Annotated in this window: 31 protein-coding genes and 1 tRNA gene; 1 reads left to right on the forward strand and 31 read right to left on the reverse strand. The window is 68.0% G+C overall.

What is annotated here, in order from left to right; translation table 11 throughout:
* Positions 1–9 precede the first annotated feature (9 nt).
* The 7 genes from C507_RS0119390 to C507_RS0119415 all read right to left on the reverse strand — a co-directional run bounded on the left by C507_RS0119390 (position 10) and on the right by C507_RS0119415 (position 5169).
* The gene (locus tag C507_RS0119390; protein ID WP_018701386.1) at positions 10–783 is read right to left on the reverse strand and encodes a DNA-methyltransferase; all 774 of its coding nucleotides are present in this window, start codon (positions 781–783) and stop codon (positions 10–12) included.
* Positions 784–828: 45 nt separating this feature from the next.
* Positions 829–1008: a Com family DNA-binding transcriptional regulator gene (locus C507_RS23690; RefSeq protein ID WP_169508993.1), complete on the reverse strand. Its 180-nt coding sequence runs from the start codon at positions 1006–1008 to the stop codon at positions 829–831.
* 174 nt (positions 1009–1182) lie between these two features.
* On the reverse strand, positions 1183–1725 hold the full coding sequence (locus C507_RS0119395) for a DUF4376 domain-containing protein (protein ID WP_018701387.1): 543 nt from the start codon (positions 1723–1725) through the stop codon (positions 1183–1185).
* Between the two features lie 12 nt (positions 1726–1737).
* Positions 1738–2829, reverse strand: a complete 1092-nt coding sequence (locus C507_RS0119400; RefSeq protein WP_156829399.1) for a hypothetical protein — start codon at positions 2827–2829, stop codon at positions 1738–1740.
* Positions 2830–2972: 143 nt separating this feature from the next.
* Positions 2973–3572 (reverse strand): YmfQ family protein, encoded by a 600-nt coding sequence (locus C507_RS0119405; protein WP_018701389.1) that lies wholly within the window; start codon positions 3570–3572, stop codon positions 2973–2975.
* Positions 3569–4711, reverse strand: coding sequence for a baseplate J/gp47 family protein (locus tag C507_RS0119410; protein WP_018701390.1), 1143 nt, complete (start codon positions 4709–4711; stop codon positions 3569–3571). Before C507_RS0119410 ends, C507_RS0119405 begins: the two co-directional genes overlap by 4 nt.
* Positions 4711–5169, reverse strand: coding sequence for a phage GP46 family protein (locus tag C507_RS0119415; protein WP_018701391.1), 459 nt, complete (start codon positions 5167–5169; stop codon positions 4711–4713). The genes C507_RS0119410 and C507_RS0119415 overlap by 1 nt, the downstream gene beginning before the upstream one ends.
* Before the next feature lie 69 nt (positions 5170–5238).
* On the opposite strand from C507_RS0119415, the gene C507_RS23200 reads away from it, so the two are divergent.
* Entirely contained in the window at positions 5239–5904 is a 666-nt protein-coding gene (locus C507_RS23200; RefSeq protein ID WP_156829400.1) for a hypothetical protein, read from the forward strand.
* Here the strand turns inward: C507_RS23200 and C507_RS0119425 are convergent.
* From C507_RS0119425 to C507_RS0119540, 24 genes are all read right to left on the reverse strand, one after another.
* The gene (locus C507_RS0119425; RefSeq protein WP_018701393.1) at positions 5870–6127 is read right to left on the reverse strand and encodes a PAAR domain-containing protein; all 258 of its coding nucleotides are present in this window, start codon (positions 6125–6127) and stop codon (positions 5870–5872) included. The genes C507_RS23200 and C507_RS0119425 overlap by 35 nt on opposite strands.
* Complete coding sequence (locus C507_RS0119430) at positions 6127–6564, reverse strand: phage baseplate assembly protein (RefSeq protein ID WP_018701394.1); 438 nt, start codon at positions 6562–6564, stop codon at positions 6127–6129. Before C507_RS0119430 ends, C507_RS0119425 begins: the two co-directional genes overlap by 1 nt.
* A 10-nt stretch (positions 6565–6574) precedes the next feature.
* Entirely contained in the window at positions 6575–7831 is a 1257-nt protein-coding gene (locus tag C507_RS0119435; protein WP_018701395.1) for a phage baseplate assembly protein, read from the reverse strand.
* Positions 7831–9105 (reverse strand): DNA circularization N-terminal domain-containing protein, encoded by a 1275-nt coding sequence (locus C507_RS0119440; RefSeq protein WP_018701396.1) that lies wholly within the window; start codon positions 9103–9105, stop codon positions 7831–7833. Before C507_RS0119440 ends, C507_RS0119435 begins: the two co-directional genes overlap by 1 nt.
* Complete coding sequence (locus tag C507_RS0119445; protein WP_018701397.1) at positions 9102–11594, reverse strand: phage tail tape measure protein; 2493 nt, start codon at positions 11592–11594, stop codon at positions 9102–9104. The genes C507_RS0119440 and C507_RS0119445 overlap by 4 nt, the downstream gene beginning before the upstream one ends.
* Before the next feature lie 123 nt (positions 11595–11717).
* Positions 11718–12200 (reverse strand): hypothetical protein, encoded by a 483-nt coding sequence (locus C507_RS0119450; protein ID WP_210162157.1) that lies wholly within the window; start codon positions 12198–12200, stop codon positions 11718–11720.
* 103 nt (positions 12201–12303) lie between these two features.
* Positions 12304–12663 (reverse strand): phage tail tube protein, encoded by a 360-nt coding sequence (locus C507_RS0119455; protein WP_018701399.1) that lies wholly within the window; start codon positions 12661–12663, stop codon positions 12304–12306.
* Between the two features lie 54 nt (positions 12664–12717).
* A complete protein-coding gene (locus C507_RS0119460; protein WP_018701400.1) occupies positions 12718–14214 on the reverse strand; it encodes a phage tail sheath subtilisin-like domain-containing protein in 1497 nt (498 codons plus the stop codon).
* Entirely contained in the window at positions 14215–14478 is a 264-nt protein-coding gene (locus C507_RS22145) for a hypothetical protein (RefSeq protein WP_018701401.1), read from the reverse strand.
* The gene (locus C507_RS0119470) at positions 14471–15058 is read right to left on the reverse strand and encodes a hypothetical protein (protein ID WP_018701402.1); all 588 of its coding nucleotides are present in this window, start codon (positions 15056–15058) and stop codon (positions 14471–14473) included. The genes C507_RS22145 and C507_RS0119470 overlap by 8 nt, the downstream gene beginning before the upstream one ends.
* Positions 15058–15489, reverse strand: a complete 432-nt coding sequence (locus C507_RS22150; RefSeq protein ID WP_018701403.1) for a gp436 family protein — start codon at positions 15487–15489, stop codon at positions 15058–15060. Before C507_RS22150 ends, C507_RS0119470 begins: the two co-directional genes overlap by 1 nt.
* Positions 15490–15651: 162 nt before the next feature.
* Positions 15652–15726 (reverse strand) — tRNA-Met (locus C507_RS0119480).
* An 8-nt stretch (positions 15727–15734) separates the two neighbouring features.
* Complete coding sequence (locus tag C507_RS0119485) at positions 15735–16169, reverse strand: hypothetical protein (protein WP_018701404.1); 435 nt, start codon at positions 16167–16169, stop codon at positions 15735–15737.
* Between the two features lie 97 nt (positions 16170–16266).
* On the reverse strand, positions 16267–17160 hold the full coding sequence (locus C507_RS0119490) for a Mu-like prophage major head subunit gpT family protein (RefSeq protein WP_018701405.1): 894 nt from the start codon (positions 17158–17160) through the stop codon (positions 16267–16269).
* 9 nt (positions 17161–17169) lie between these two features.
* A complete protein-coding gene (locus tag C507_RS0119495) occupies positions 17170–17559 on the reverse strand; it encodes a hypothetical protein (protein WP_018701406.1) in 390 nt (129 codons plus the stop codon).
* Positions 17559–18587, reverse strand: coding sequence for a phage protease (locus C507_RS0119500; RefSeq protein ID WP_018701407.1), 1029 nt, complete (start codon positions 18585–18587; stop codon positions 17559–17561). The genes C507_RS0119495 and C507_RS0119500 overlap by 1 nt, the downstream gene beginning before the upstream one ends.
* A 146-nt stretch (positions 18588–18733) precedes the next feature.
* Positions 18734–19249, reverse strand: a complete 516-nt coding sequence (locus C507_RS0119505) for a phage virion morphogenesis protein (RefSeq protein ID WP_018701408.1) — start codon at positions 19247–19249, stop codon at positions 18734–18736.
* A 113-nt stretch (positions 19250–19362) separates the two neighbouring features.
* Positions 19363–20469, reverse strand: a complete 1107-nt coding sequence (locus C507_RS22615) for a phage head morphogenesis protein (RefSeq protein WP_018701409.1) — start codon at positions 20467–20469, stop codon at positions 19363–19365.
* 119 nt (positions 20470–20588) lie between these two features.
* Complete coding sequence (locus C507_RS0119515; protein ID WP_018701410.1) at positions 20589–22175, reverse strand: DUF935 domain-containing protein; 1587 nt, start codon at positions 22173–22175, stop codon at positions 20589–20591.
* Positions 22175–23815, reverse strand: coding sequence for a hypothetical protein (locus tag C507_RS0119520; RefSeq protein ID WP_018701411.1), 1641 nt, complete (start codon positions 23813–23815; stop codon positions 22175–22177). Before C507_RS0119520 ends, C507_RS0119515 begins: the two co-directional genes overlap by 1 nt.
* Positions 23812–24369: a DUF3486 family protein gene (locus tag C507_RS0119525; RefSeq protein ID WP_018701412.1), complete on the reverse strand. Its 558-nt coding sequence runs from the start codon at positions 24367–24369 to the stop codon at positions 23812–23814. The genes C507_RS0119520 and C507_RS0119525 overlap by 4 nt, the downstream gene beginning before the upstream one ends.
* A gap of 1 nt (position 24370) precedes the next feature.
* Entirely contained in the window at positions 24371–24673 is a 303-nt protein-coding gene (locus tag C507_RS0119530; protein ID WP_018701413.1) for a VpaChn25_0724 family phage protein, read from the reverse strand.
* Positions 24670–25056, reverse strand: a complete 387-nt coding sequence (locus C507_RS22620) for a hypothetical protein (RefSeq protein ID WP_018701414.1) — start codon at positions 25054–25056, stop codon at positions 24670–24672. Before C507_RS22620 ends, C507_RS0119530 begins: the two co-directional genes overlap by 4 nt.
* A 17-nt stretch (positions 25057–25073) precedes the next feature.
* Positions 25074–25598, reverse strand: coding sequence for a type 2 periplasmic-binding domain-containing protein (locus tag C507_RS0119540; RefSeq protein WP_018701415.1), 525 nt, complete (start codon positions 25596–25598; stop codon positions 25074–25076).
* Between the last annotated feature and the right edge of the window lie 9 nt (positions 25599–25607).

Consider the following 25607-nt stretch of genomic DNA (forward strand, 5'->3'; position numbering starts at 1 on the left):
TTCACCACCTCAGGTGAAGGTCCCCTTAACGGCGGCGGGCCGGTTGCTGGTTACCGCCTGGTCCTCGCAGCAGGTCGTGCCCGCCTTATCCAGCCTCTCGCACCCCAGCCGATGGTACGCCTCGACGAGCTCGCACCCAACGAACTCACGGCCGGACCGGAGAGCCGCCACTCCCGTCGTCGCCGAGCCCGCGAACGGGTCCAGGACGGGCCCGGCGGGGCAGACCTTGAGCAGCTCCTCCATCAGCGGCAGCGGCTTGCCGGTGGTGTGCAGCTTCTTGCCGCCCGCAGAGACGCCGAACGTGAAGACGCCCGGCCTGGGCGGCCCCTTGCGGTCGTGCCACTTCCCCTTCGAGCCCCAGATCACATACTCCGCCTGATGGCGGAACTTCCCCATCTGGGGTCGGCCGGCGAGCGTCTTGTCCCAGACGACGACGCCGCGCCAGGTGAAGCCGGCCGCCTGCAGAGCGCTGGTGAGAACCGGCAGCTGTCGCCAGTCGCTGAAGAGCAGTGCCGGCGCCGACGGCTGCAGAGTCCGATAGGCCTCGGAAAGCCAGAGCGCCGTCCACCGCAGGTAGGAATACTGGTCGCGGGTCTCGCCGGCGAACTCCGGATAGAGCCAGGGCTCGTTGAGGTACTTGTTGTTGGCGCTGTCGGCCGTCCTGGCGCCGGCATGGACGCCGCCGGAGCAATACGGCGGGTCCGTCACGAGCGAACCAAAGCGCTCGTTCGGCTGCTCGGCGAGCCAGGTCAGGGCGTCGGCTTGGTGAAGTTCCCAGCGCATCGTGCGTCTCCCTCGGGATGGACGCTCATGGCGCTCGGATGGGGCTCATTGGCCTCGATCGGTGCCGGAAGGTAGCTCCGGCCGCGTGAGATCGCCAGTCCTATTGGCAGGCTCGATCCTCGTGACGGTGCGGCAGCGGCGGCACTTGATCTCGACGGTGGCGCCTGGCTCTCCGTCGACGCGGTAGAGCAGCGCGGTGCAACGGCCGCAGCGGACGTCCTTCAATGGTTCCTCAAGAGATATCCCCCACGCTCCCGGCCGGGAGGGTGGCGTTATCTCACCTATGCGTCATGCGGGGTCGCTTCCGGCAAGTTGAGGCCCCGCAGCCGGATTTCCGGCCCCTCCCACCCCTACACTGCCAACACCTCTTGCTTTGAAGTGCTCACTTGAGCCTGACCGCTACGCCGGCCAGCCCGCGTCGAGGTCGATCAGGTCCAGGGCCACCTCGTCGGCCGCAGAGGCGACCGCATCCTTGAGGGACCAGGAGACGGCGAGAACGGAGGCCCGCCAGGCCGCCATAGCGAGAAGCGCATCCGCGACTGTCGCGGCAGAAGCCGTAAAGTTGGTGTTGGAGGCGTCGCGGAGCGTCACCAGGTCACCGCCGTCGCCGACCGCAATCTTGGCGTCGACCAGGCCCTTGAGCCCCAGCCAGTTGATCGCGTCCTTCTCGTTGCGATTGTCCAGTGTGCGGACCCCGGCCGAACCGCCGAAGTCGTGCACGAAGCCTGCCGTGAGGATTGCATCCCGGCGAACGTCGATCTCGGCCGATGCGACGGTCCGGCGGGTCGCCAGGTCGAGCGCAGGCAGCGGCTGCCCGATCTCGACAAGGGTGCCGTTCGGCAGTGTCACGATCGAAACGCCCTCCCCATAGGCGCTTGAAGCGACGGTCTGTTCGTCGGTGTGAGTGGCGAGGACGAGGCCCCCGCGGCAATAGGCTTTCATGGCGGGAGCCCTCTATTGGCGAATGTAGGAGTTTTCGTTGCCGACGGTGTTGACCGCAGGCGAGGAGGCCCCGACGTTGCCGCCGCCTGCATCGATGCTCGAGCCGCGGTTGGCGAGATAGAAGGTCGTGCCGCTCGCCGTGCAGTTGTTGATCTCCAGGTGGGAATTTCCGTTGGAGTAGTAGCCAACCGATGGGGCTCCGATCGAAGTGGAGCCGATGGCGGTCAGCCGACTCTGGCCGGTCGCGACAAAGCTGCCCTGGGTGTTGTTGCGCGATGAGGAGGCGGCCCCCGCGGTGATACCCGCATTGGCGTCCGCGTGAACACCGTACTGGGCGCAACCACCGGCGTAGACGCTGCCGCCCGTACAGTAGACCGCGCACATCTGCGCCGCGGTGACGCCGTCGAGCGAGGCGTTGAAGCCGGCGATGTAGCCCGAAGCGCAAGTGAGATGCGCGCCACTGATGCAGATCAGGCCATGCTCGCCTCCCGCGCCGACCACGTTTTTCACGCTCGATTGAGCGGACTGGAAAGCGAAGTTCTTCACCCCGAAGCCAAGGGAGACGACGGCCTCCACGGCCGAGAAGCCGCCGGTCATGACGAGGCCGTCGACCGGCGAACCGTCGCCGAGGAACGCAATGTTCTTGAAGGTCCCCAGATTGCCAACCACCGAGGCGCGTGCACCATTCTCGCAATAGACCCTTGTGGCGAAGACGCTTTCTGCCAACGCCTTGTTCGCCGCAAGATCGGTTGCCCGGTTGCCGGCGCCGCCACCGTTGGCGGCCCATGCCGATTGCGCGGGAAAGGCCGCGAGCAGATCGGCGGCGATCAGGTGAATGCGAGACCCGTCGGGATGGCTGAAGATGGCGGTCTCGGCGGCGCCGTCGAGACCGAAGTCTTCGGCCGCCACCAGGAAGGTGAGCGAATAGCCGGGCGCGATCCGGTAGCGCGTGGCCCATTCGAACGCATCCTGGAAGGTTGCAAAGTCCCCTGTGCTGCCGATCGTCTTGACGACATGGGTGTCGATCACCCGGGAGGCTTTCAGTGCCAGCCAGAGCAGGTCCCAATTGTCGATGTCCCCCTCGAGGCCGGCTTCCTCGATCACCTTCATCAGGTTTTCCTGGACGGCGTTGAGCCAGGGGGCGGTCACCTCCGTACCGGACACTCCGTCGACAAGGCTCTGCGAGCGGAAGCCCCGCCTGCCGCCGCCGATATCAACCCAATCGGCTCCGTTGACGCGGTCCATGGTCAGGCCTCCTCGAGCACGTAGGAAAACACCACGCGGGTGTGGGAATGGGCGATGCGGCGGAGCTCGCACTCGATGGCGGAGATGACGATCCAGCCGAGTGGGTCGCCGGCTCTGCCGGCGCCGGCCCGAAACAGGAACTCGCCGATCGGAGCGAGCTTCACGCGCCAGACGAACTGCTCGCCGTCCGCGATGAGCGGTTGTCCTGCCCTCAGGACGCCGGCCTTCGACGGCCAGAACTCGTCGATCTGGATGGTCACGCCAAGCCGGGCCGCGACGGAGATCAGATAGGGAAGCGACTGGCCGCCGGTCGCTGTCCATCGCTGATGGGCAATCCGCTGGCGTTCGCCCAGCGAGGGCGGGCCAACATCCCGCCCGCACGGGTCCGGGCCGAGCACCCGCTCGAAGTCGGGAAGCAGCGCGACGGCCGCCCGGGGGTCGACCTCGTCCATCAGGGCTTCGGCGCTCGCCTCGGCATCGGCGATTGGGGCGGCGATCCCTTCCAGGAGCGCGTCAAGCACTCCACCACGCTTGCCGAGGGCAAAGCCGATCGGCAGCTTGCCGATCAGGCTCGACAGGATCTGGGCGACGCTGCGGCTCATGGGGCGGCCTCGAAGATGGGCTCGCCCGGCACCGGGTATTCGGTGCGGTCCAGGGTGAACGGAGCGGCCGGCTCGAGGAGGTCGTGGGCGTATTCGCCGGAGGCGGCCGAGATCGCCTCGGAGATCCGCGACGGTTCGATCAGCGCCTCGATCGGCCCGACGTTCACGTCGTCGTCCTCGTCGCCGATCGTGGCGACGAAGCGTTCCCAGGCGTCCGTGACTGCGGCGCGGGTCTCCGTGGTGTCCGGCCGCAACCGGACCCGGAGCGTCAGCTCCGTGACCTCGCCAGGCACCACGATCGCGTTCGCCGTCACCGGCCGCACGCCTTCGGCCTTGCCGAAGCGGCCGATGTGGATCTGCATGGCCTCGAGCTCGCCGACGGTGGGCGCGCGGCCGAAGGTGCCGTCCTTCATCACCGCGACCACGCCCACGGAGCCGCGGCCGATCCACTCCGGCACGACGTGGACGGCGCGCACATCGAAGGCACTTGCCAGCCAGGTCGGATAGTCGAAAGCCGCGCCACCATGCGGGCGCTGGCGGATGTGGGCCATCACCGCCTGGGCCAGTTCGGCCGGCGTCGCCTCGGCCGCTCCGCCGGCGATGCCATCGCCGGCGACGGTGATGCGCGAGATCCCCGCAAAGGGCGTCACGGTCGCCAGCCGAATGCCCGCCTCCAGGTTGCCGGCCGGCCCGGCTGCCGCGGCCGCCACGGCAACCGTCGCGGTGCCTGCCACGCCGATCGTTCCGGCTTCCGTCGTGACGTAGAGCGTGCCATCTGAGCCCGAGAGCTCAAGGTTGGAGGGAAGCGGCGTCCCAGCCGTCCCCTCGATGTCGACGCTGCCGACGGCCGTCGTCGCCGGCCGGGGCTCAATGCCCCAGATCCCGGAGTGCCGATAGACGAACTCATCCTCGGCCGTGTCGACGAAGTACTGTCGGCCCCACCAGGCGACGTGATCGTGGACCTCCCGGATTTCGAGCGAGACGGCGCGGCCGACGGCAGCCAGCATTCCCCGTGCGGAGCGCACCGCTCGCGACAGCGCCACCGGATCGACCAACGGCCGGATACGGGTGATCGCGACCTCGAGGCCGCCGGCGATGCGCTCCGCGATCTGGGTCGCACTCCGGACCGGCCAGGCCATCAGCTGATCGCCTTCGTGCCGGAGACGGTCGCGTCAGCGACGAGCACGCGCCAGCCGAGTGTCTGGGGATGGATCCAGCTCACCTCGATGTCGGCCGGCTGGCCGGTATCGCGCTCCGCCCAGGCGAGGCATTCGCTAAGCCAGTGCTCGAACAGAAGCCGGGTGGTCTCGGTCTCCTTCGCCCGGTCCAGAAGCCACAGGCGGGAGCCGACGCGCTCGCCGGCCTGGTCCAGGGCGTCGCCGGCCCAGCCGCGGCGTTCGTTGAAGCCGGAGGGTGTGAGGAACTCGGTGCGGCCCTGGGGCAGCTCGTCGTCAGGCTCGGCGCGTCGATCCAGCCCGACCGAGAGCAGCACGGCCGTGATCGACGTGTCGTCGATCAGCAGATCGCCATCGTCCCCGAGTGCGAGATCGCAGCGTCGGGTCTCCCGGTCGTAGACGAGGGCGAGGTCGAAGAACATTGCGCGACGCTATCGCGCGCGCGATCCTCGGATCAGACCGCCACGGCGGGCGAAGTTAAGAGGTGGGAAATGGGAGAAATTCAGGAGTTCCTCCACCGCCTGATCGTGGAGATCAACCAAGCACTGGAACCCACGTTGTCATGGGCCGCCGTCAAATCATTCTTTGAAGGCTCGTCGTCAGTTTGGGCGGCGGTCGCTGCGGCGATTGCCCTAGCCAGCACGCTGCTGAATTGGTGGTCAAGTCGGGAAGCCCTTAATCAGGCTCGGCAACACTTCATCGAGGATGCTCAACAATCCAGGCTGCTCTTCCTTGAAGAAAAGCGTCGCCATAGGGAAGAAAGGTCGTCTGCAGTCACCTTCGAACGTGCCAGGTGGGGCATGCGAAACCGGGAGGCCAAGAAGGTTGGGGACCTCGAGCCGGAACAGTGGAGCGAGCACTTCACAAATTTCCATACCCAGCTCTGGATCTGGCGCGAAGCGGCGGCAGACGGGCTTCCAACCCATCCCGACTTCAGAGCATGGGACTTACTCGATTGCTCACATGCTGCGGATATTCGCGACCACGGGGCAGCTGCCGCATTTCCCGAGCCATTGCGGACAACAATCCTGAATGCCGCCATGACCTTTGACGGTTGGGTCGAACAACAGAAGGCGCGAGGAGAACCATTCACCAGTGACGACGTGCCACTATTTTGTTTCCCTATTCACACTCCCACTTCACCGCCCCCGAAATGAGCGCTGCGCCGCAGGCGGCGTGATCGCCGTGCCGGGCAATCGGCGCGCCCTCGCACGTCCACCTCGAGGAGCCTTCGACGATCGGTTGAGGGCCGTGTAAAGGGCATTCGAGGATGTCCCCAACGCGGGCGATCGGCTCGCCCTCGCAGTCCCAGGCGGCCGCGCCCGACGAGACCACGCCGCCATGGTCGGAGCCGTCACCCAGGCGAACGATCAGCGGCATTATTCCAGCTTCCCCGAGCCGGCCTTCAGCGACAGCGCATCACCTTCCACTGAGACACCGGCCGGCGACGTGACGGTGACGCTCGCGCCCGTCTTGATGTCGAGGTCGCCGCCGGCGGTCAGCACGAGCTTATCCCCGTGCTTGTTGTAGAGCCCGACCTCGCCCTCCTGGAGACCGCCCATACGGTTGGAGGGATTGGCGATCGGCAGCACGATCAGGTCGCCTTCGTCGCCGCCGATCGTGAGCACGATGCCGAGCGCCCCGTCCGGCGGCACGTGAGCGGCGAATCCGTACGGCATGATCACCTCGACCTCGTCGCGCCAGACGCCGGCGGCAACCTCGACCGAGCAGGTCTGCATCTCACCGTCGTCGCGGACGCTGCGGATCGTGCAGCGCCGCATCATCCCCCGCAACTTGCCGGCGGTGTCCTGATCCATGGTGATCTCCTCAGAGTTCGTAGGCGGTGGTGTCTAGCGCTTTTGGAGCCGGCTTCGCCTTGGCGGTGCTGCGGCTCTTCTGGTTGGTCCGCCGGCGATCGACGGGGCGCTCGTCGAAGGCCTCCGGCGACGAGAGAGCCATCTCGGTCAGCTCGCCCTGCTCGTCGTAGCGGTAGACGGTGCGCGCGATCAGAAGGTCACGCTCGATGCCCTGGTAGGCGTCGGAGACGAAGGCGAGCTGGTTGATCCTCCAGAGCTTGCCGTTGGCCCGGAATCCGTGCACCCAGGTCACGAGCTCCTCCGCCTCGGCGCGGGCCGTCCGCATCCGCCAGTCGGCTTCGTCGGCCGCCGCCTGGGCGTCGGCTTGTGTCTTGGCGAGGTGGACGATCGGCCGGTAGCGGGTGATCTCGGGATCCTCGGCCGAACCCTTCACGGCCGTGCCGAACCGCTCGCGTTCCGTGGCGCTGCCGTCTCCGGCAGTGCGGTCCCCGATCGAAAGCGGCTCGGCCGTCACATCGAGAGGCGCGGGCCGCCCCGAGCGACGTCCGCCGGCTCGCTCCGCCTGGGCGTGCACCACCGTGACAGAGTAGCGGGCCTCGTGGCTGTACTCGGCCAGGCTGCCCTTCATGTTGCCGGGGAGCGTCAGGTCGGCCGGCGCCCGCGTGGCGCCCGTGCGGGTGATCACGACGCCACCTGTGCCGTCCGACGTCATCAGGGCGTGCCGCTGGCGCGCGCCCTTCTCGATCGCCGCGAGCCCCGTCTCGGCCAGCTCCAGCGGATAGCGGTCGAAGGGCCGGCCGGTGTCGATCTCGCAGCGGACCGAGAGACCGAAGGGCGCGCAGATCCGCTTGGCGGCATCCTCCAGCTTCACCTGGCGGAACTCGCCGGGCCCGGACGGCGCCGCCGCGCAGTCGACCAGGTCGCCCGCCTTGTCGCGCCCGGAGATCGTCACCTCGGCGCGGACCTCGTCGATGACCGGGCGCGCCCGCTCGATCCAGCCGGTCAGCACCGGCTCGTCGTCGATATAGAGCCGAGCTCCCGGCCCGGGCCGCAGCCGGACAATCGGTGGCGGCGAGGCCCAGTCAAAGGTGGCGATCGAGCGGGTCGCGTCGCGCGCGACCACGGTGAAGGAGCCGGAGAAATCCCTCAGGTCGCGAACAATCTCGACGGAGACGAAGCTGTCGAAGGATCCGGCGCCGTCGATCTCCAGGCGCACGCGCCGGGTCGGCTCGGTGGCCGGGACAAGCTCGCGCGAGATCACGGCCATCAGCGCGCCGCCTCGATCCGCCCGGCCGGCAGTGCGGCGGGATGGCGCGGCCGGTTGCGGGCCACGATGTCTGCATAGCCGGCCTCGATCGCCGCCGGCGTGTCGCCGAAGAGATGCGCGGCCACCTGGAAAGCGTCGGCCGGTCGGGACGTGGAGAGCGCCACCACCTGCGGCAGCCGGCCGATCACCTCGTTGAGGTCGGCGATCGCCGCCGTCCGGAAGGTCTCGAGCTCGAGTCTGGCGTCAGTCACGACGCCTGCGAAAATGGTCTCGACCAGAAGGTCGGCAGCGGCAGAGGTCCGGTTCGTCTCGGTGGCGATCGCCGCACGGGCGGTGCGCGCCTCTTCGCGGGTAGCGAACTCCGCCTGGGCAAGCATCGGTCCGGCTTCGGCGATCGCGGCCGCGGCGGAGCCCAGGAGCATGGCCCGGTCGGACGCGGACGGCGCATCGCCGGCGGCCGTGGTCAGGCGGCTCGCCAGCCCCAGCGTGAACTCCAGCCCTTGCCTCGGCGTCAGTCCCTCGTCGGCGGGCAGCGCGGAATAGGCCGGCGCCACCACCGGCGCGGCGGTGAGGGCCGGAACGGAGGACCGCAGCGCCGCCGTCGTCGCCGCGACCAGGTCGGCCACCGCCGCCGGGGTCGCCGGGCTGGCGGATCCGGCGGCCGCCAGGATCGCGCGGGTACCGGAGCCCCGGCGCACGTCGGGCCAGGCCTCCGCCGTCTCTCCGACAGTCGTTGCGAACACGCGTCCCGTTCGGGTCGAGGCTTTGGCGCTGGCGCGGCTGATGGTGAGGCGGTCGACACTCTCGATCAGGAGCAGCGCGGCCGACGTGAGAAGCGCCGCCGTGGCGGCGACGGCTGCCGCCGTGGAGAGGCGCGAGGGCTGGGCCCCGTCCGGCATCCGCTTGAAGTAGGCGAAGAAGCGGGCGACCCGCAGCTCGCGCGCCGAGAAGGTGATCTCGGGCGGCCGATCGACGATCACCCGCATCCAGCCGAGCCAGGGATGGTAGAGCGTGCCGGGCCCGGCCTGCTGGAAAGCGGCACGGAGCGCCACCGCGCGGGCGATGTAGTCGTCGCCGACGATGACGCCCTCCACCGAGACCACCTCGGGCAGTGCCCCGAGATCGTCGTATTCGGCATCGTCCCGGCCGGGGAACAGGTGCTCGGCGACGCGCCGGCCGAACTCCGTGCGGGTGTCCGGCACGTCGAAGGCGACGCCCCGATACTGTCCGGGGATCAGGCCAGGCAGGAGGTCGGCGACGGAATCGAGGATCATGCGCGGCTCACGGCGCGGCCGCGATCGGGGGCGAATGCGACCTGGCGGTTGGAGGATGCCGCCTCGGTGACCCGGCCGGGCCCGTCGACGGCGATACGGATCGTACCCGAGACGTCGGTCTTGGCGGCCGGAACGGCGGCGAACTTGCGGCCGGTTTCGAGTGAGGAGCGACGGCGCAGGCGGCGCCCCTCGACACCGCCGGGCGACGGTTCGGCTGGGGTGTTCTCGTTGGCGGGAGCGCCCCAACCGGCACCACCACCGCCTCCGCCGGCTCCACCGAAAAGGTCGATGCTACCGATCGCGCCCCTGATCTTTCCCGGGATGTCGCGAACCCAGTCGAGGAGAGCGACGAACTGCTGCTTCATTCCAGCGAGCAGGCTGTTGATGGCGTCGATGCCCGCCTGCATCAGGTCGATGTTGCCGAACTCGGCCTTGATGTTCTCGATCGTGGGTCCGAGCAGCGTCGACCAGAAGCCCACGTGGAAGTCGAAGAGCTTCCGCATCACCGACTCTATCAGTTCGCCGCCGCCCTTGATGGCATTGCCGACCGCGTCAAGGAGCGCCCCGCCAATGCCGCCGGCCTCGCCGGACAGGGCAGCGCCGATCACATCTGTCGCGGCCTTGAAGCCGTTCACGAGCATGCTTGCCAGGCTCTGGCCCAATGCGCCGGCATCGATCTTGTCGATCTGGTCGGAGAGCCAGGCGAGCATGTCGCCGGCGGCGTTGATGCCCTCGATCCGCAGCCGCCACCCGGCGATGATGCCGTCGGCGATCGCCTTTCCGGCGTCCGTGGCGGTGGCGCTCCAGTCAATGTCGTCGAACCAGGCGCGCAGGTTCGGGAGGGTCAGGTCCTCCATCGCCGGCATGCGCGCCCAGGCCCGCGATGCCCGCTCGCTCGCCCAGTCCCAGGCGCGGCCGATGCGGTCGCGGATCATCGGCTCGTAGCGGGCCGCGAGCGCGCGACCCTGCCGGAGGATCTCCTGACCGCCTTCGACGAAGGCCCGCTTGGTGCGATCCCAGGCGCGCTGGATCCGGGGACCGTACTTGTCCCAGTTCTTGGCCATGTGGATCGCGCCGGCGGTGATGAGCCCGATGATCAGGCCGAGCGGCCCGAGCGCGATGGCCACGATGGAGCCGAGCGCGGCGAAGCCCGCTCCGACGATCGGCAACGCCAGGCCCAGAGCGCCCAGGGCGCCCGCGAGAAGGATGCCGCCGCCGGCGGCAACCAGCGCCTTGCTGATCCACCCCCCGGTCGCCTCGTCCGTGGCGCGCATCCACCTGAGGCCGGCCTCGAGCTGGTCGTTGATGCCGGGCAGCCATTCGCCGAACGCGGATCCGACATCGCGCACGGCCTGCACGCCGATCTCCCGGAAGCGAACCAGCTGGACGTTGAGCCCCCGCATCTTGGTGTCGAAGTCGGCGTCGATCGTCGCGCCGGTCGCGGCCGCGACCTCCGCCTTGATCCGCTGGTACTCGTCGATGTTCGCCATCATCGGGATGAGGAAGTCGAGGACCTGCTGATCCTGGAACAGCTCGCCCAGCTTGCCGGCCGCCCCGATGGCCTCCAGCTGCTCGCGGACGAACTCGAGCGCCTCGCCACCTTCAAGGCCGCGCTTCTGGGCGATCGCCATGTACTTGCCGATGGCATCCCCGGAGACGCCGGTGAGCGTCCCGATCTTCTGGAGCATCGCCTCGATCGGATTGATGCCCTTCGCGGCCGCGTCCTGCATCACTGCCTGGATGTCGACGCCCATCTCCTGGAACTTCTTCTGGGTCACCGGCGCCAGTGCTTTCGACAGGAAGTTCTGCAGGTTCGTCGCCGCCTGGGCGGGATCGCTCGTTCCCATCCGGGCCACCTGCAGCATCGCCGCCAGCTGGTCGGACGCCTCCCGGCCGACGATGCCGAACTTCTTCATCTGGCCGGTCAGCTGCGGGAAGTAGCGCGCCATGTCCTTCAGCTCGAAGGCGCCTTCCTTGCCGCCGACGACGAGGCCCGCGAGCGCGCCTTCCAGTTCGGTCTCGGGCACGTCGAGGATGTTGAGGAGCGACGTGGCGACGGCCGCCATGTCGGAGAACTCGGTGCTCGCCGCGGTGGCGGCCTTGCCGATCGTCCCGAGATTGCGGTCGATGACGCCTTCGTTGACGCCGGCGGCGATCATCTGGCCAGCGCCGGCCGCGATCGTGTCCGACGTCTGGCCGACGGTGAGCGCGAGATCCTCGTACTGGCGCCTGGTCTCCCGTGCGAAATCGAAGGCCGCGTCGCCGACCAGGTTCGCCGTGCCGGCTATGTCCAGGAGTTGCTGCTCGAAGGCGGCCGCCTGCTGGATCGGACCGAGGAAGGAGATCGCGGCTATCGCCGTGCCGATAAAGCCGATCTGGCGGCCGACGTTCACCAGCGAGCGCAGGTTGCCCTGCAGCCGGCGCATCGGGCCGGACATGCGGTCACGCAGCCGGACCAGGACGTCGAGAGCCATCGAGCGGTTCGCCATGTCACTCCACGTCCCTCATCAGCTCGCGGCCGGCCATGAGCGCGTTCCACCAGAACGTCAGGTCGGAGACGGTGAAGGCCTCCAGCTCAGCCGGCGAGAAGCCCGTGGCCTCGGCCAGGACGCCTAGCTGCGCTTGCCAGTCGTCCGGCCACTCGCGAAAAAATTGTTCATCACCTGACCGCCGGCGGCGATGTCGGCGGCGTCCATTTCGTCGAAGAGCTTGTTCATCACCGCCTGGTTCTCGCGGGTGCTGCGGGCGAAGGCGACCACCGCCTGCATGTCGTCGCTTGCCGCCGCGATGGCCCGCTGATCGGCGCCGGTCAGGCGATGGAAGACCAGCTTGTCGAAGCGTTGCTCTCTGATCTGGTTGTTCTTCTTCCGCCGCACGGTGCGGGGATAGAGCAACGGCAGCGTCACCGAGCCGTCGGAGTTGCGCACGGCGCGCTTCGGCAGGCGGTCGGCCGGGTCGAGCTCAGCGTCCTCGTCGACCACGTCCTCGTCGGTCTCTGCGAGCGCCACCCGCGCGTCCTCGTCGATCGGCGCCTCGGCGTCCTCGTCGACCACGTCTTCGTCCAGGGCCAGCGTGCGGGCGGGCGTCTTGTTCATCATGGCAGCCTCACGTCAAACGGGTTTCGAAACGACCTTAAGAGGTCCTGGGTGGGACCAGGAAAAGTGGGAACCGGTTTTCCGCTCGGGTCCCTCCCTCAGGCTACGAGAGGATTTCCTCAGGGGCTGAGGCCGCCCAGGTCAGCTCGAACTGTCCGTCTTCGCCGCCTGTGATCTCGGGGCGTTCCGTCAGGAAGGCGTCGCCCATGACGAACGTCTGGCCGGTATCGCAGACCACCTGCAGCTCGCCTTCGTTCGGATCCCAGAGCGAGCCCCAGCGCTGGCCGCGCTCGAAGTTGGAGGTCGCCTTGACCTCCGAGCCCATGAACTCCTGGGCCCGTCCGACCTTGCGGCCGTACGTGACCACCGTGTTCTGGATGCCGCCGATGGTGATCTTGGCGCCCTTCTTCACGGGGATCTGCCGACCCCGCCAGACGATGTCGATGATGCCGAGCGTCTGCATATCTCAAGCTCCCTGTCGTGACTGCGGCACGCGCGCCGGCCGGTCAGGCCGTCCCTAAACCTCGAACTCAAGGCTGCCGGCGAGCACCATGAGGTTGCCGGCCACCTTCACGTGCTGCCGGCTTTCCAGCCGGTTGGCGTCGTCTTCGGAGATCACGAACTGGCTCTTCTTGATCGTGCGGTCCGCGTCCTGGATCCACACCTTCTTGGCGTAGAGCCGGCAGCGGGCGGCCCAGCTCGCGTGCATGCGACGCGGCGTCACCACCGAGTTGTCGTCCCCGTCGTCGTCGCTGTCACCGGAGCGTTCGGTGATCGCGGCCGTCTCCTCGTCGATCACGAGCTTGGCGCGCGGATACTGGAGCGAGACATAGGCCGCCCAGTCGTAGCGGATCCGGCTCATGGTCGCCGGGACCATGATGTCCAGCCAGGCGCGATCGGCGACGCCCAGGTTCGACTGCTTGTAGGTCGTGACCATGCGCGACACGACGGTGGTGCCGTCCGAGAGATGGTCGAAGGTCGAGATGCCCTTGCGCAGGAGAAGATCCTGCTCGGTCTCGGTGAACTGGTCGACCCCGTCGGGCCCGTCGAAGCCGGTCATCGCCAGCGATTTCAGCTGGCGTGCCGGATCGTTCGTCAGGTGGAAGGTCGCGAGACCCATGGCGACGGCCGACAGCACCCACGAGCTGGACTTCGGACGGCTCAGCCCGAGGCAGGTGAGGAACGGCGAGTTGGTCAGCGCGCCCCAGGTCCCGAGCTGGCCATACGTTCCGCGCTTGCCGACGAAGCCGTGCGCGTCGAGCTTCGACATCGCCTGGTAGCGCCGCGCCAGGTCCTCGGCGAACGCCGCCATGTTGGTGGCGTCGTTCCACGGGTGCCCGATCTGGGTGAACCAGTCGTTCTCGATGATGTCGAGCGCGTCTTCCAGATCCGGGTTGCCGGCGCCGTTGGCCATGTCGACGATCGTGATCGTCAGACCGGAGGGGAGCGGCTGGTCGGTCGTGTCGACGCGAAGGTCGATGTCGTTGCCGACCTCGCCGCCGTGCCTGGCGGTCACGGTCACGACGGCCGCAGCCGCCGCGGCCGTCACGGTCAGCGACGTCTCGGCGTTGATCGCCGCGGCAAGCTTGGTGGCCATGTCGGCGACCGCGTCGCCCGAGGCGGCGGTGAAGCGGATCGGCTTTCCGGCGATCATGAACCGGAGGACGGTGGAGACCGCGACCGCGCCGGCGAAGGTGAGCGTGCCCGTTGCCTTGACCGCGCCGCCGGCGTCGGCGAGCGCCTGGACCATGAGCGGGCTGGTCCTGTTGATCGCCCGGAACGCGGCCACCTGCTCGGCGCCGATCGAGCCCTCGCCGAAGAGAGCGATCGCCTCGTCGGGATGCACGACCTCGACCAGCTGGCCGGGGGCGAGCGTGCCGGTGTCGAGCTTCTGGCCGATGAGGTGCGCCTTCACCGGATAGGGCAGAAGCCCCGTGCGCGAATAGTTCGGCTTGACCTCGAGAAAGGTGCCGGGCTCGAGCCAGTCGAAGGGGATCTCATCGAAGGTGAACATCTAGCTCTCCGTCTTCTCGCGCCGCCGGGCGCCGCCGGCCTTCGGTGTGGTCTCTTCCGGTACCGGTTCGGGATCCGGCTGGGCGGGTTCAGCCTGGTCCGTCTTCGGGGCGACCAGGTCTCCGTCCTTCACCCGCCGGCGCACGTAGCGGCTCGGCGCGGCCGCGAACGGGATCGGGCGGCCCTTGTCGTCCGTAGGCCAGGGCGATCCGTCTTCCAGCGGCACCGTGCGGCCTTCGGCCGGAACGAGGGTCTTCTCAGACATCGGTCACGATCTCCTGGGTGATCTCCGGCACCTCTGCGAGGTCCGCGTTGTCTTCGTTCAGCCAGGTCACGCCCAGGCCGGCGAAGTCGGCGGCGGTCACCAGCTTGAGAGCGCGGGCGCTGGCCGAGTACGCGACCTCGAAGTCGACCTGGTTGACGACGGTGGCGTCGTCGCCCCAACCCTCGGCGTAGACGGCTTCCACGCTGGTGACGCGGGTCGCGCCGATCCCTTCGAGGGATGCGCCCTGCAGGAGCACCACGGCCACGTCGGTCATGGCGTCGAGACCGATCTCGTGGGCGTCGCCGGAGAAGCGCGTGCGGAAGTCCCGGCTTGCCTTGACCACGATGATCAGCCGCCAGCGCATGGCGGCCTGGATCTCCCGGCCGGAATTCGGGTCGGGCCGGATGCCCATGAAGGCGAGCCCGAGGAACGGCGGCTGATGCAGCACCCGTTCGAACTCCTTCACCGTCAGGACCGAAGGTATCCGCTCCAGCGAAAAGGTCTTCTCCGGAAAGGCGAGCCGCAGCCGGGCGGTCAGCACCGGTTCGACGGTTCGGATCGGGGCGGTGGAAAGGTCCATCACCAGCCCCTGAGGTTATCGTCGGAGAAGGGACCGCAGCGGTCTGAGGTGCGCGCGCCGCCGGCGCCGCCGGACGTCGCACCCGAGGCCGGCGCGTCGATCGTCACGGAGCCGTTCGCGAGCCCCTCGAGCCACCCGATGACTTCCTTGCGGGCCAGGCGCATCTGCTCGGTCGGCTCGGTGCGCTCGCCCTGGGCAAGGTCGTAGCGGGCGAGAACGCAGTTGGCCCGGACCAGGCTCTCCGGCGGCGTGGCGACAGGGACCTGGTAGCGCTTGCGCAGATAGTCGTCGATCAGCGCCGAACCGTCCGCCAGGGCGACCTCGATCTTCGCCGCGTCGACCTCCTCGGCCGTGCGATCGTCGGGCTTGGAAAGCCGGATCATCTCCAGCTCTCCGAAGCGGTCGATCATGTTGGCGACGGTGGCGTACACTTCGTTCGGTCCCTGTCGTGCCTACGGCACTCCACGCCTCTTGATGATGCGAGGCGTCTCTCGAAAAGCTTCGGCCGGCGGGCTGAGCCCCTACGTTCTCGACATCCCCAAAGGGTGCTGGGGGCCTTGCGAGCCGTACCAGACCGGCCTCTCTGGGCATTCTGGTTGCGGAGGCCGGACTTGCACCGACGTCCTCCTGGTTATGAGCCAGGCGAGCTGCTTCTGCTCCACTCCGCAGAAAGCTGTCAGGCCCCCGAGTTGGCGGCCGTATCGGTCTCCCCGTCGTTCTGGGAGGCGCCCTCGGGCGACGCGGTCTCTCCGGCCTCGGCCGGCGTCGCGTCGGCGGCGTTCACGGCGGCGGCCATCGCCGCGTCGATCTCGTCGGCCGTTGGCTTGAACCCGAGCTTGCGCTCCAGGACGGCGACCTTCGGGCGGCCGCCCTGAGTGAACTCGTCTTCCTTCAGGGTGCCGACCGCGGCCCGGACGGCTTCGCTCCGGGGGACGCTGCCGCCCGGCTCCGCCGCGCCGTCTCCGGACTCGATCACCTCGAAGGCGGGATCGGCACGGATCGTGTCGAGCTCGTCGGCCGTCCAGCGGCCGGACGGATAGGTCTTCTTGGCGGGATGCTCGACGCCGCAGCGGCGCATGCCCGGCGAGCGGCAGAGGATCTGAACGGTCATGGTGCGTCTCCCGATGGGCTTGCCGGAGCCGCTCTCGCAGCGGCTCTGGAAAGCCCCGCCCGGTCGGCCCGGGCGGGGAAGTTGGGGAGGAAGCGGATCAGGCCAGGTGCGGGATGACGCGCACCTCGGCGGTCTTCGCCCAGATGTTGGTGTCGCCGCCGTTGATCAGCGCGGCCTCGACCACCTGCCGGGCCTTGGTCTCCAGGCTCGGCGGAACGAGCAGTTTGGTCGGGCGGATGTTGATCACCTGGCCATTGCGCCGGCGGATGGTGCCCATGGCCGCACGCGCCGCGGCGTAGTTCTCCGAGGTGAGTTCGGCCTTCGACATGTAGGCGAGCTGCCAGAGGCCGAAGCCGGCGTTGCAGCGGCCGTCCACGCCCCACACGAACTTGCCGCGGTAGAAGACGTTCTCGTCCGTCTCCTTGTCCATCGGCACCAGCTGGAAGAGCTTGCGCGACTGGAACACCATCGGCTTGAGCACCTGGGTGTCGTCGATCAGGTACCAGGCGGGGTTCGCTCCGGCCTGGTAGTTGGAGACCGACGTCACGTCGCCGTTCTCGTCGAAGCCCGGATGATCCGTGTCGAAGAAGTACTGGCCGTCGTAGCACTTCGTGGTGGCCCCGGCCTTGAGCAGCGGGAACACCAGCTCGTCCGGGAACGCCGCCGCCGTCTGGCCAAGGTGCGCGGAGACCGGGGTGAAGAGCCCGATCTGATCGTCCTCGATCTGCGACCGCTTGATGGCGACGGTGCCTTCGAACTCGCGGTTGCGGATGATGTAGTTCTGGGCGGAGAGATCGTGGATGACACGATCGCCGATCCACTCGCGGATCCCCGGCATGTCGTCCATGCGCGGGTATTCGTTCATGGCGGTGACCGAGTTCACGGTCATCGCCACGGTTCCGTAGAACGTCTCGGTCGATTCCAGCCGCTGATTGAAGGCAGTGGAAAGGCCGGTGTAGATGCTGCGCAGCGTGGCCGCGTTGATGTCCATGGGGACCCCCTAGAACTCGACCCAGACGCCGTCGGCGTCCACGCCGTGGATCTTCCCGGCGGCAAGCTCGCCGCCGGCATTGGTGAGCTGCAGCGTCTGGTCGTCCGCCGCGTAGACCGTCTTGCCGATGTCGTCGGCGCCGGCGGCCGTGACGGGGAAGAGACGCACGCCGCGGACGGCACGGACGAGCTGGTCGCCGGTCGCGCCGTCGCGGTTGTCGACCTGCTCCTCGGCGAGCCCGACGATCGCCACGGCGTCCTCGTCGTCCGGCAGGACGGACTCCAGGGTCGCCGTCACGGCGACGATGGTCCGGCCGAAGTGGCGAACCCCGGCGGTGACCGGGTAGCCGTACGCGTCGCCCGATCGCGCCGGGCGCTCCAAATCCTTGGTCGCGGCCATCAGAGCGCGCTCCTCTCAAGCTTCTTCGAGGTCTCCGCGTATGCCTTGGGATCCAGCCCCATCATCGCGCAGACGGAGGTGTCCTCGGGGGAGAGGCCGGCCTCGTCGCCGTCGCCCGAGGGCTTGAACCCGTGAAGCGAGCCGGTCCGCAGCGACGGCATCACCTTGAGCTCCGCCTCGACCTCGGCCGGGTTCTTCATGTGCCGGGCGATCATGTGATCGCGCAGCGCCGGAACCAGGCGACCGCCCTCGATGGCGACGTCGATCGCCGCTTCGGCCTCTTTCCTGGCCGTCGTGGTCATCACCTGGGTGAGCTGGGTGTTGAGGCTCTTCACCTGCTTGCGCAGATCCTCCGCCTCGTCGTCGCCCTTGTCCGCGACCTTCGACTGGAGCGAGGTCACCAGCTCGTCGGCGGTGGCGCCCTCTTCGGCTTCGGCCACCTCGACCAGGCGGCCCATGAGGGCGGTGTGGGCGGTCGAGGCGGCATGCGCCGTCTTGACCGCCTCGAGGACCGCCGCATCGTCGGCGTCCTCGGGAAGGCCCAGGGCCTTCCGAAGCTCTTTGTCCATCTCGCTGTCCTTGCTGTGGTGGAGTGCCTTCAGCTGCGTCAGGTTCGGGCTGTTGGTGAGCGCGACACTGAGGAGCTGGCCGACGGCGTGCGGCTTGCCCTTCGAATGCAGGAAGACGGGGCTCAGGAACCCATAGCTTTTCTCCTCGACGAGCTTGCGCCCTTCCGCGGTCCACTCGACCCGGCCCCAGATCCCGTCCGCTCGTGCCTGCAGCTCGACGACCCAGCCGCGCGCCGGCGAGGCGCCGCCCTTGGCACCGACCAGCTCGATGGAGTGGTTCTCGTCGATCGGGAGCTTGCGGCCGTCCGCCATGGAGGCGGCGATCAGCGCCTCGACGTCCTTGACCACGAAGGGGCCACGGCCGTCAGCACCGTTGAACGTTCCGGCCGGCACCAGGTGGAGCCAGTCGGACGCCTCATTCGGCAAGGGGCGTGCGATCGAGTTGAGGGCCTTGTCCATGCCGCCGACCTTGGCGCGGCGGCAGCCGGCATATCAGTCCGCCAAGGCGGGCGAACGAACGGCGCGGATCGGAGCGGGATGAGGAAAAGTGGGAACCGGTTTTCCGCCCGCATCCCGCTCGTCTTCCAACGAGCCCAGCGGCCGAGCTATCTGCTGCGCGGCAGGTGCCGCTCCAGGAAGCCGTACACGGTTTCGGCGATCATCGCCTCGTCCTCGTCGTCGATCCCGAGGAACGGCCGCGCCGGGATCGTAACCGACTTCGCGAGGACCACGCCAGAGGCGAGCCGGAACACCAGGTGGGAAGCCGTCTTCGGCTTGATGGTGGCCCCTTCCTGGTGGACGCCCGCGTAGACGACGTTGGTTCCGACGCGCACCTCGTCCCGTCCCGGACGCGAATTGATCGAATCCCTCAGACGCCCGCTTTCCGTCAGGATCCGACGGTTCTTCTTGATCGCCCTGTAGTCGGGATTGAGCGGCGCCCACTTCTCGCCACCGGGTGCCGTCTGGGTGACGAAGCGACGATGCGTCGAGCCAACCACGCCGGTGCCGATCGCCGCCATGAGCGGCATGGTGTTGTCCATGACACCGACGAGGCGGGTGAAGGCCCGCTGGACACCGGCGTCCAGGACTTCGGCCGTGATGGAGATCGAGGCTCCGGCCATCTCGCTTGCTCCCTTGTCGGCCGGGGCCTACATTGAGGGCGCGCGCCGAGCCATATTCCGATCGCCATCGTCGGGGTTTACTTCGGGCCCCGCGGCGCGCACCCCACCCCCGATCAGTTCCCGAGCCTCTTCCAGGACCGGATCCGCGTGACCTGGTCGGCGCGTGCGCGGTGAACCGTGGTGACCAGGAACTCGCCGAGGCGGGTCCTCTTGAACCCCACCACGTGATCGCGGCCGTCGATCGACGTGAGACCCGACAGGCGTCCGCGCGGTCCTTCGAAGAGGTCGCCGGCTTCGAGCACCCGTTGCGCCGCATCGACATAGTCAAGGGCGGTGATCTCGCGCCGGCCGGCGTGCGAACGGATCGTCTCCACGGAAAGCCGCGCCCTCGCGCCATCCGCGAGCTCGAGAGCTTCGGCCGCCGCCGGCGGCACCTCTGCGATCGGCACCGTCGTGCCGACCGGGAGGTCGCCGGCAAGCGCGCGCCGCGAGAAGGTCGCGACCTGGTCGGCCGAGGCGATCGGCTCGAAGGGCCGGCCGCCCGACAGCCACGTCCGGCCGGGATTGTGCTCGAAGCCCGGATCCACGCCGTCTGGCACCTGGCGCGGCACTCCCCCGATGAGCTCCTCGTGCGGATCGATGTCCGGGGACTTGTCGGGGCCGGCCTTGCCCTGGCGGCGAAGAGCGCCCTCGCTCACCGGCGTGGTGAAGCAGCCGCACTTCCAGCCGTTCGGCGGATAGTTGGTGAGCCAGAAGCTGTCGTTGGCGCGAAGGACCAGCCCGTCCCAGGCGAGGTGCTGCTCGCGGGGATGCAGCGCGCCGGAATGGTTGTACTGCCAGAACGGAAAAGCCTGGAGCGTCTCCGGCAGGGTCTGCTGGGCGTAGCGTCCGGCCGAGTAGGCGGTCCGCAGGTTGGTGTCGAAGATGACCCGCGTGCGCCAATTGCGCCCACCGTTGTAGTCCCACCCGTGCTTGGCGACGATCTCGTCGAACGACTTGCGGAAGTCCGCGATCGTCGTGCCTTGCTCGAGCGCCTTGTCGATCTCCGCCCGAAAGTCGGCGACGATCGCGTCGGTCGCCGCGCCCGCCACCATGAACGAGTGCGAGTGAGCGGCCGCGTAAACGTCCGTCCAGGTCTGCGTCGGAACGCTCGTTTTCTGCCGGAAGAAGCTGATCGCCTCGTCGAACGGCAGGTCGAGCGCGGAGGCGGTGGTCGGCATGGCTCAAACTTCGCCGTTAAAGGGGTGTTAAACGGGGCAGAATGCGTCCGCCGGAAAAATCGCGCCCCTCGGTGCACGGGACGGTGCTCGCGCGTCCTGGGGCTTCTGTGTGCCTCGCGTCATTCGCGGCCCTGCAGATCGTCGATGAGCGATGCACGCCCGGTGATCTCGGCCAGGGCCATGCCGCGCGCAAGGGCGTCGGCAAGCGCGTCGGCCGACAGGTTCATCCGGGCCAGCCGGCGGGCCGCATCCGCCATGTCGGTGGCCTCCTCGAGCACGGCGCGGATCTCGCCGGCGAGGCCGGCCATCACGCCGGCGGTCTCCTCCTCGAGGCGCCGGGTCATCCGATCCACGAGCGCGTCCTGGTCCTCCCGGGCCATGCGTGAGGCGAGCAGCCGACGCGCCGCGTTGGTGGACGGCTTCGTCTCCGGCTCGTCGCCGGGATCCCCCGGAGGGATGGAGACCGCCCGCCGGCCGCCGACCAGCTCGTCGCCTTCCTTCGGTTCCGGGATGCCGAGCCGGCCGCGCATGTAGGAAAGCGGCGCCGTCACGCCGTGCTTCGCAACCTTGTCGAACGCGGTGGCAAACTGCTCCAGCGGCACCTCGTCGGGCCGGCCGATCCGCACCTTCGGATAGCGGTCCTGCGGCCCGAAATTGAAGGCGACCAGGTTGGGCACAATCTGCGAATTGACCGTGGCCGACACGATCGCCGCGTCGGAGCGCTCGATGTCCTCCTGGACGAGCCGGTGCTCCTGGCTCACCGCGTGGCCGCCGGAGATCGCGTCCGTCGTGGTGGTCTGGCCTAGCACCGCCTTGGAGACCTGGCGGTCCATCCAGTCGGCGCGCTTCTCGTAGAGCTCGCTCGACGACGTCTTGGCGTCGACCTCCTCGAATTCGATCACCATCGAGGCCGGGATGATCGCGGCACAGTCGCCGGCGATGTTGGAGACGGCACGCCAGAGGACGTCCTTCTCCTCTTCGGACGCGTTCGGCCCGAACTTGCCGATGCGGATCGGCATGCCGAAGTTCTGGGTGAAGATCGCCCAGTCCTTGAGCGTGAAGGATTTGTACATCCACGCCCAGGACGCCACCCGCGCCAGGCCGGAGCGCACCGTCAGGCCGGACTTCGACCGGTGGCGATGGACCGCAAAGAGGTGCGGCTGAAGCGGCTCGCCGGCGACGCCCTCCCGAAGGAGCACGGTCTCGCCGTCGTCGCGGTCGAACATGAACCAGCGCTGCGGCCGGTAGATCAGCTCGCGCGGGCAGAGGTGACCCATGTGATAGCGCCAGTCGATCTCCATGACGGAGAAGCCCTTGCCGATCGCGTCGAGCATGTCGAAGAGCGCGGCCGCCAGGATCTCGTCATTGATCCAGGACTGGACCAGCTCGGCGTGCTTCTTGTGCTCGGCATCGTCGGAGGCTGGTGTCACCGTCATCGGCAGCTGCGCGACCGAGCGCTTGCGGGTGGAGAGGACACCCAGATAGTGGAGGTCGCGCTCCTCGATGTCCTCGGCGAGCTCGAAATAGGCCAGCGGATCGCCTTCGGCCGCGGCCTTGTGGATCCGCGCCAGACGCCGCGGAGTAAGCCCCTCGGCAGGATGGCCCGAGATCACCGGCCGCACGCCGCCGAGCGTCGGTCCGGCGACCGGCTTGCCCAGCTCGCGCTTCTTGATGGGCTGGCCGTACTGGTCGAGCAGCTGCGCCATTACCAAAGCCCTCCGCGAAGGGCGGGATCGATCGTCCGCTCCTGGCGCTCGCCGCGCCCACTGGCGCGACGGTAGGAGCCGGCGCGCGCCGCCTCATAGCCGTATTCGAAATGCTCCTGCCGGGACGCGAACCAGCCGAGCATGCCGGCGATCGCGTTGTCGCCGTGGCGGTCCTGGCCATCCTGGCCCTTATGCCGCTGGCCCTCCGGCACCCGGATCACGCCGTTGACGTATTGCAGCGACTGGTGATCGCGGATGTCGTCCTCGTCGGCCGCAACCGTCACGGTCTGGTCGGCGAACGCCTCGATGTAGGCGGGGCCGTGCTCCTGGTACCACTGCGTGGTCAGCTTCACCTCGAAGATGCACTCGCCGTATTTGAGCGCCGCACTCTCTGCATGGGAGGCGCCGTTACCCGTGGCATCGAATGCTCCGGCGAGGAAGCGGGGTAGCCGGTCGATGATGTAGAACGTCGTGTCCCGCTGCTGGTCGAAGGTGATGTTGCGCATCTCCAGGACCAGCCGGAGCCGGCGCACCAGGTCGGTGCCCATCTCGAAGACGCGAGCGGACGACACGTCGCCGGATCGCGCGAAGTCCTGGGAATAGACGTGACCACGGCGCGGATCGAGCGCGTCGAGCACCGGGCGGAGCTCCCGTTCGCAGAAGTCGCGCTGGACCGACTCTCGAATGTCCTTCGAAAGCGCTTTGAAATCGTCGCCGAGCTGCCATCGAACGACCTTCACCGATCGGTCGGCAACGCGCTCGATCTGCACACGGGTCAGGGCCGCGCCCTCGGCATCGGAGGGGATCGCGTCGAGCTCCTGGCGCATCGCCGATTGACGGGTGCCGTAGGCGCCACGGATGTCGTCCAGCCATTCGGCCTTGCCTTCGGGTGAGACCGGCCAGCCGCGGACCAGGCAGACGCGCTCGTAGAGCCCGTTGTCGACGGCCGTCTGAAACGGAATGTGGTGGACCTTGAACTTGTTCTTGCCGGCCCGCGCCTCGACGATCAGCTCGTTGAACGGGTTCAGCATCCCGTTGTGGGTCGAGATCACGCGGACCTTGCCTCCCCAGATCAGGAGGGCGTTGACGGCGTCGATGACCTGGCGGACGTCACGGTGATAGGCGGCCTCGTCGATGACGACGGTCCCCTGCAGACCGCGGATGTTGGCCGGATTGGAGGACAGCGCCTCGACACGGAAGCCGGAGGCGAACCGCACCCGATAGGCCGAGATGAACTTGGTGGACCCGTCCGGTTGCTCGTCCTCGAACAGGAACTCTTCGACCTCCGCCAGGTCGCCGGCAACTACCTTGGCGAAGTGGGCAACGTAGCCGATGAACTCGCGTCCCTTGTCCTTCGTGTCGCCGATGTAAAAGACGTTGTCGCCGCCGGCCTTCCTAGAGGCGGCCGCGACCAGCGTATCGTCGAGCGCTTCGGCATAGGTGATCCCGGTACGCCGTCCTTTCTCCGCGATCTTCAGCGTCGATCGGTCTTCCAACCACTCCCGCTGGTGCCTCATCAATATCCCGTCGGCGAACGGATCCTGGTCGTCGGGGATCTCCGCACCGCGGGGAAGCGCCGCTGGCAGCTCATCCGGGTCGCGCGACAGCACAGGCGCGAGGGTTGCGGTCTCCTGGCTCATGTCGCCACGCCCAGGAACTCGCGGCGCAATTGCGCGATTCGGTCGGCGGAGAGACCGGCCGCCTTGCCGGCGTCCTCGACGGCCTTGCTGGCTTTGGCCGCGAACTCAGCCTCGATCTTGCGCCGCCGATCGGTGGAGATCTTCTGGGCGGAGACTGTCGCGTGGAATGCGCGAGCCAGTTCCATCGCTTGCTTCGGTGTCTTGGTGCCGGACTGATCGTCGACCAGTTCGACGATGAGCGTCTTGATGAACTCACCGAGGATCACGGTGTTCTCGTCGACGTCTTCGGCGGTGAACTGGGAGGCAAGGCCGTCGAACATGGCCCGCGCCTCAGACATGCGCCGCTGGGCGGCCGCTAGGCGCATGGCCTTGCGGTTGAAGGCGCTCTTGGAGATCCCTTCCAGACCCTTCGCCTCGAGCCGGTCGTTGAGCTCGAAGCGGATGTCCTCCTGGGTACGCTTGCGCGCGGCAAGCTCCTGGCACGCCCAGACGATGTCGTCTTCGGCCTCTTCCGGCAGGAGATCGATGGACGACAGGCGCCCGCGGCCAGCCATGTCAGGCCTCCGTCGCGGACGGCCGCTTCACGCCCTCGAGCACGGCGCGGCGCTCGACATGATCGACGCCCTGGCGGGTGATCTCGGCAATCACGATGGTGGTTGCAGGGGTGAGCCGGACGGCACCGACATCCGCCAGGAAGCGAAGCTCCTGATGGACCCACTCGCGTGTCCGGGAGATGCCGAACATTTCGTCGAGCGTCGACTGGATCATCGAGCTGGCGAGCTTCCCGTTCGACTGCTCGTTGAGCAGCCGGAGTATGATGAGGCGGGCTTCCTCCCGCATGATCCGATCCAACGTCATCCCCGACTCCGCCGGTCCTTCGCCTCTTCGAGCAGGAACTCCTGCAGTCGCTCCGAAATCGCGGCCACCGGCTTCAATCGCTCCGACAGAACCTGGAGCTCGCCCCGCACCTCGGAGAGCGCCACCTCCGTCCGCTTGGCGCTATGCGCATCCGGAAGGTGCTTCAGGTCTCCCTCTATCGTCGTCAGGCGGGCGGCAATCGCCTGACGCGAATCCGAGCCATCCTGGACATGTTGGGCAAGGCGCTCCTTCACCCCCTTCACATCGTCGCGCAACTCGTCGAGTTCGTCTTTCCGCGCACCCGCCCGATAGACGCTCACGGTCCAGAGGAAGTTGAGACCAATCAGGATGATCGGCGCCCACAGGCGGAGTTCTTCGATCACGACCTCACTCGCACTTACTACGTCACGAACGGACGAATGCGGGCGGCAAAGTTGTCGGGTTCGTCAGGGTCAAACACCCAATCGGTGAGCCGCGCCTCCACCATGGATTTGAGCCGGTCGGTGCCGATCCCGAAGTGCTTCAGCGCGTCGGGCACGCTGCTGAGCGCATAGTCGGCCGCGATCTCGATCGCCTCCGATTTCACCGCGATCGGGATGCCGCCCTTCGCGCGATCGTCGAGCCGGCCGACGGCATAGGTTGCGGCCTTCCGAAGCGCCTGGTCGATCGCGGCTCGGTGGTCAGCATCGATCTTCAGACCAGTGCTCTTGGAGATCCGCGCCAGAGCGAGCGAGGCAAGCCCGCCGAGGAGCGTGATCAGGACCGGAGCGACGACCTCGATCGCGGCCGAGGCAACCGGCCCAAGATCGACCACGCCGTCGGTCGCCGCCTGGGCGGTAACAGCCGCCCCGATCGAGACAACGACGGCACCGGCCGCGCCGATCAGGGTAAGGGCGGCGAGCGCCGCGATGCGAACGGACCTCATGGGTCTCTC

The organism is Amorphus coralli DSM 19760 (genome assembly GCF_000374525.1).
Classification (GTDB): domain Bacteria; phylum Pseudomonadota; class Alphaproteobacteria; order Rhizobiales; family Amorphaceae; genus Amorphus; species Amorphus coralli.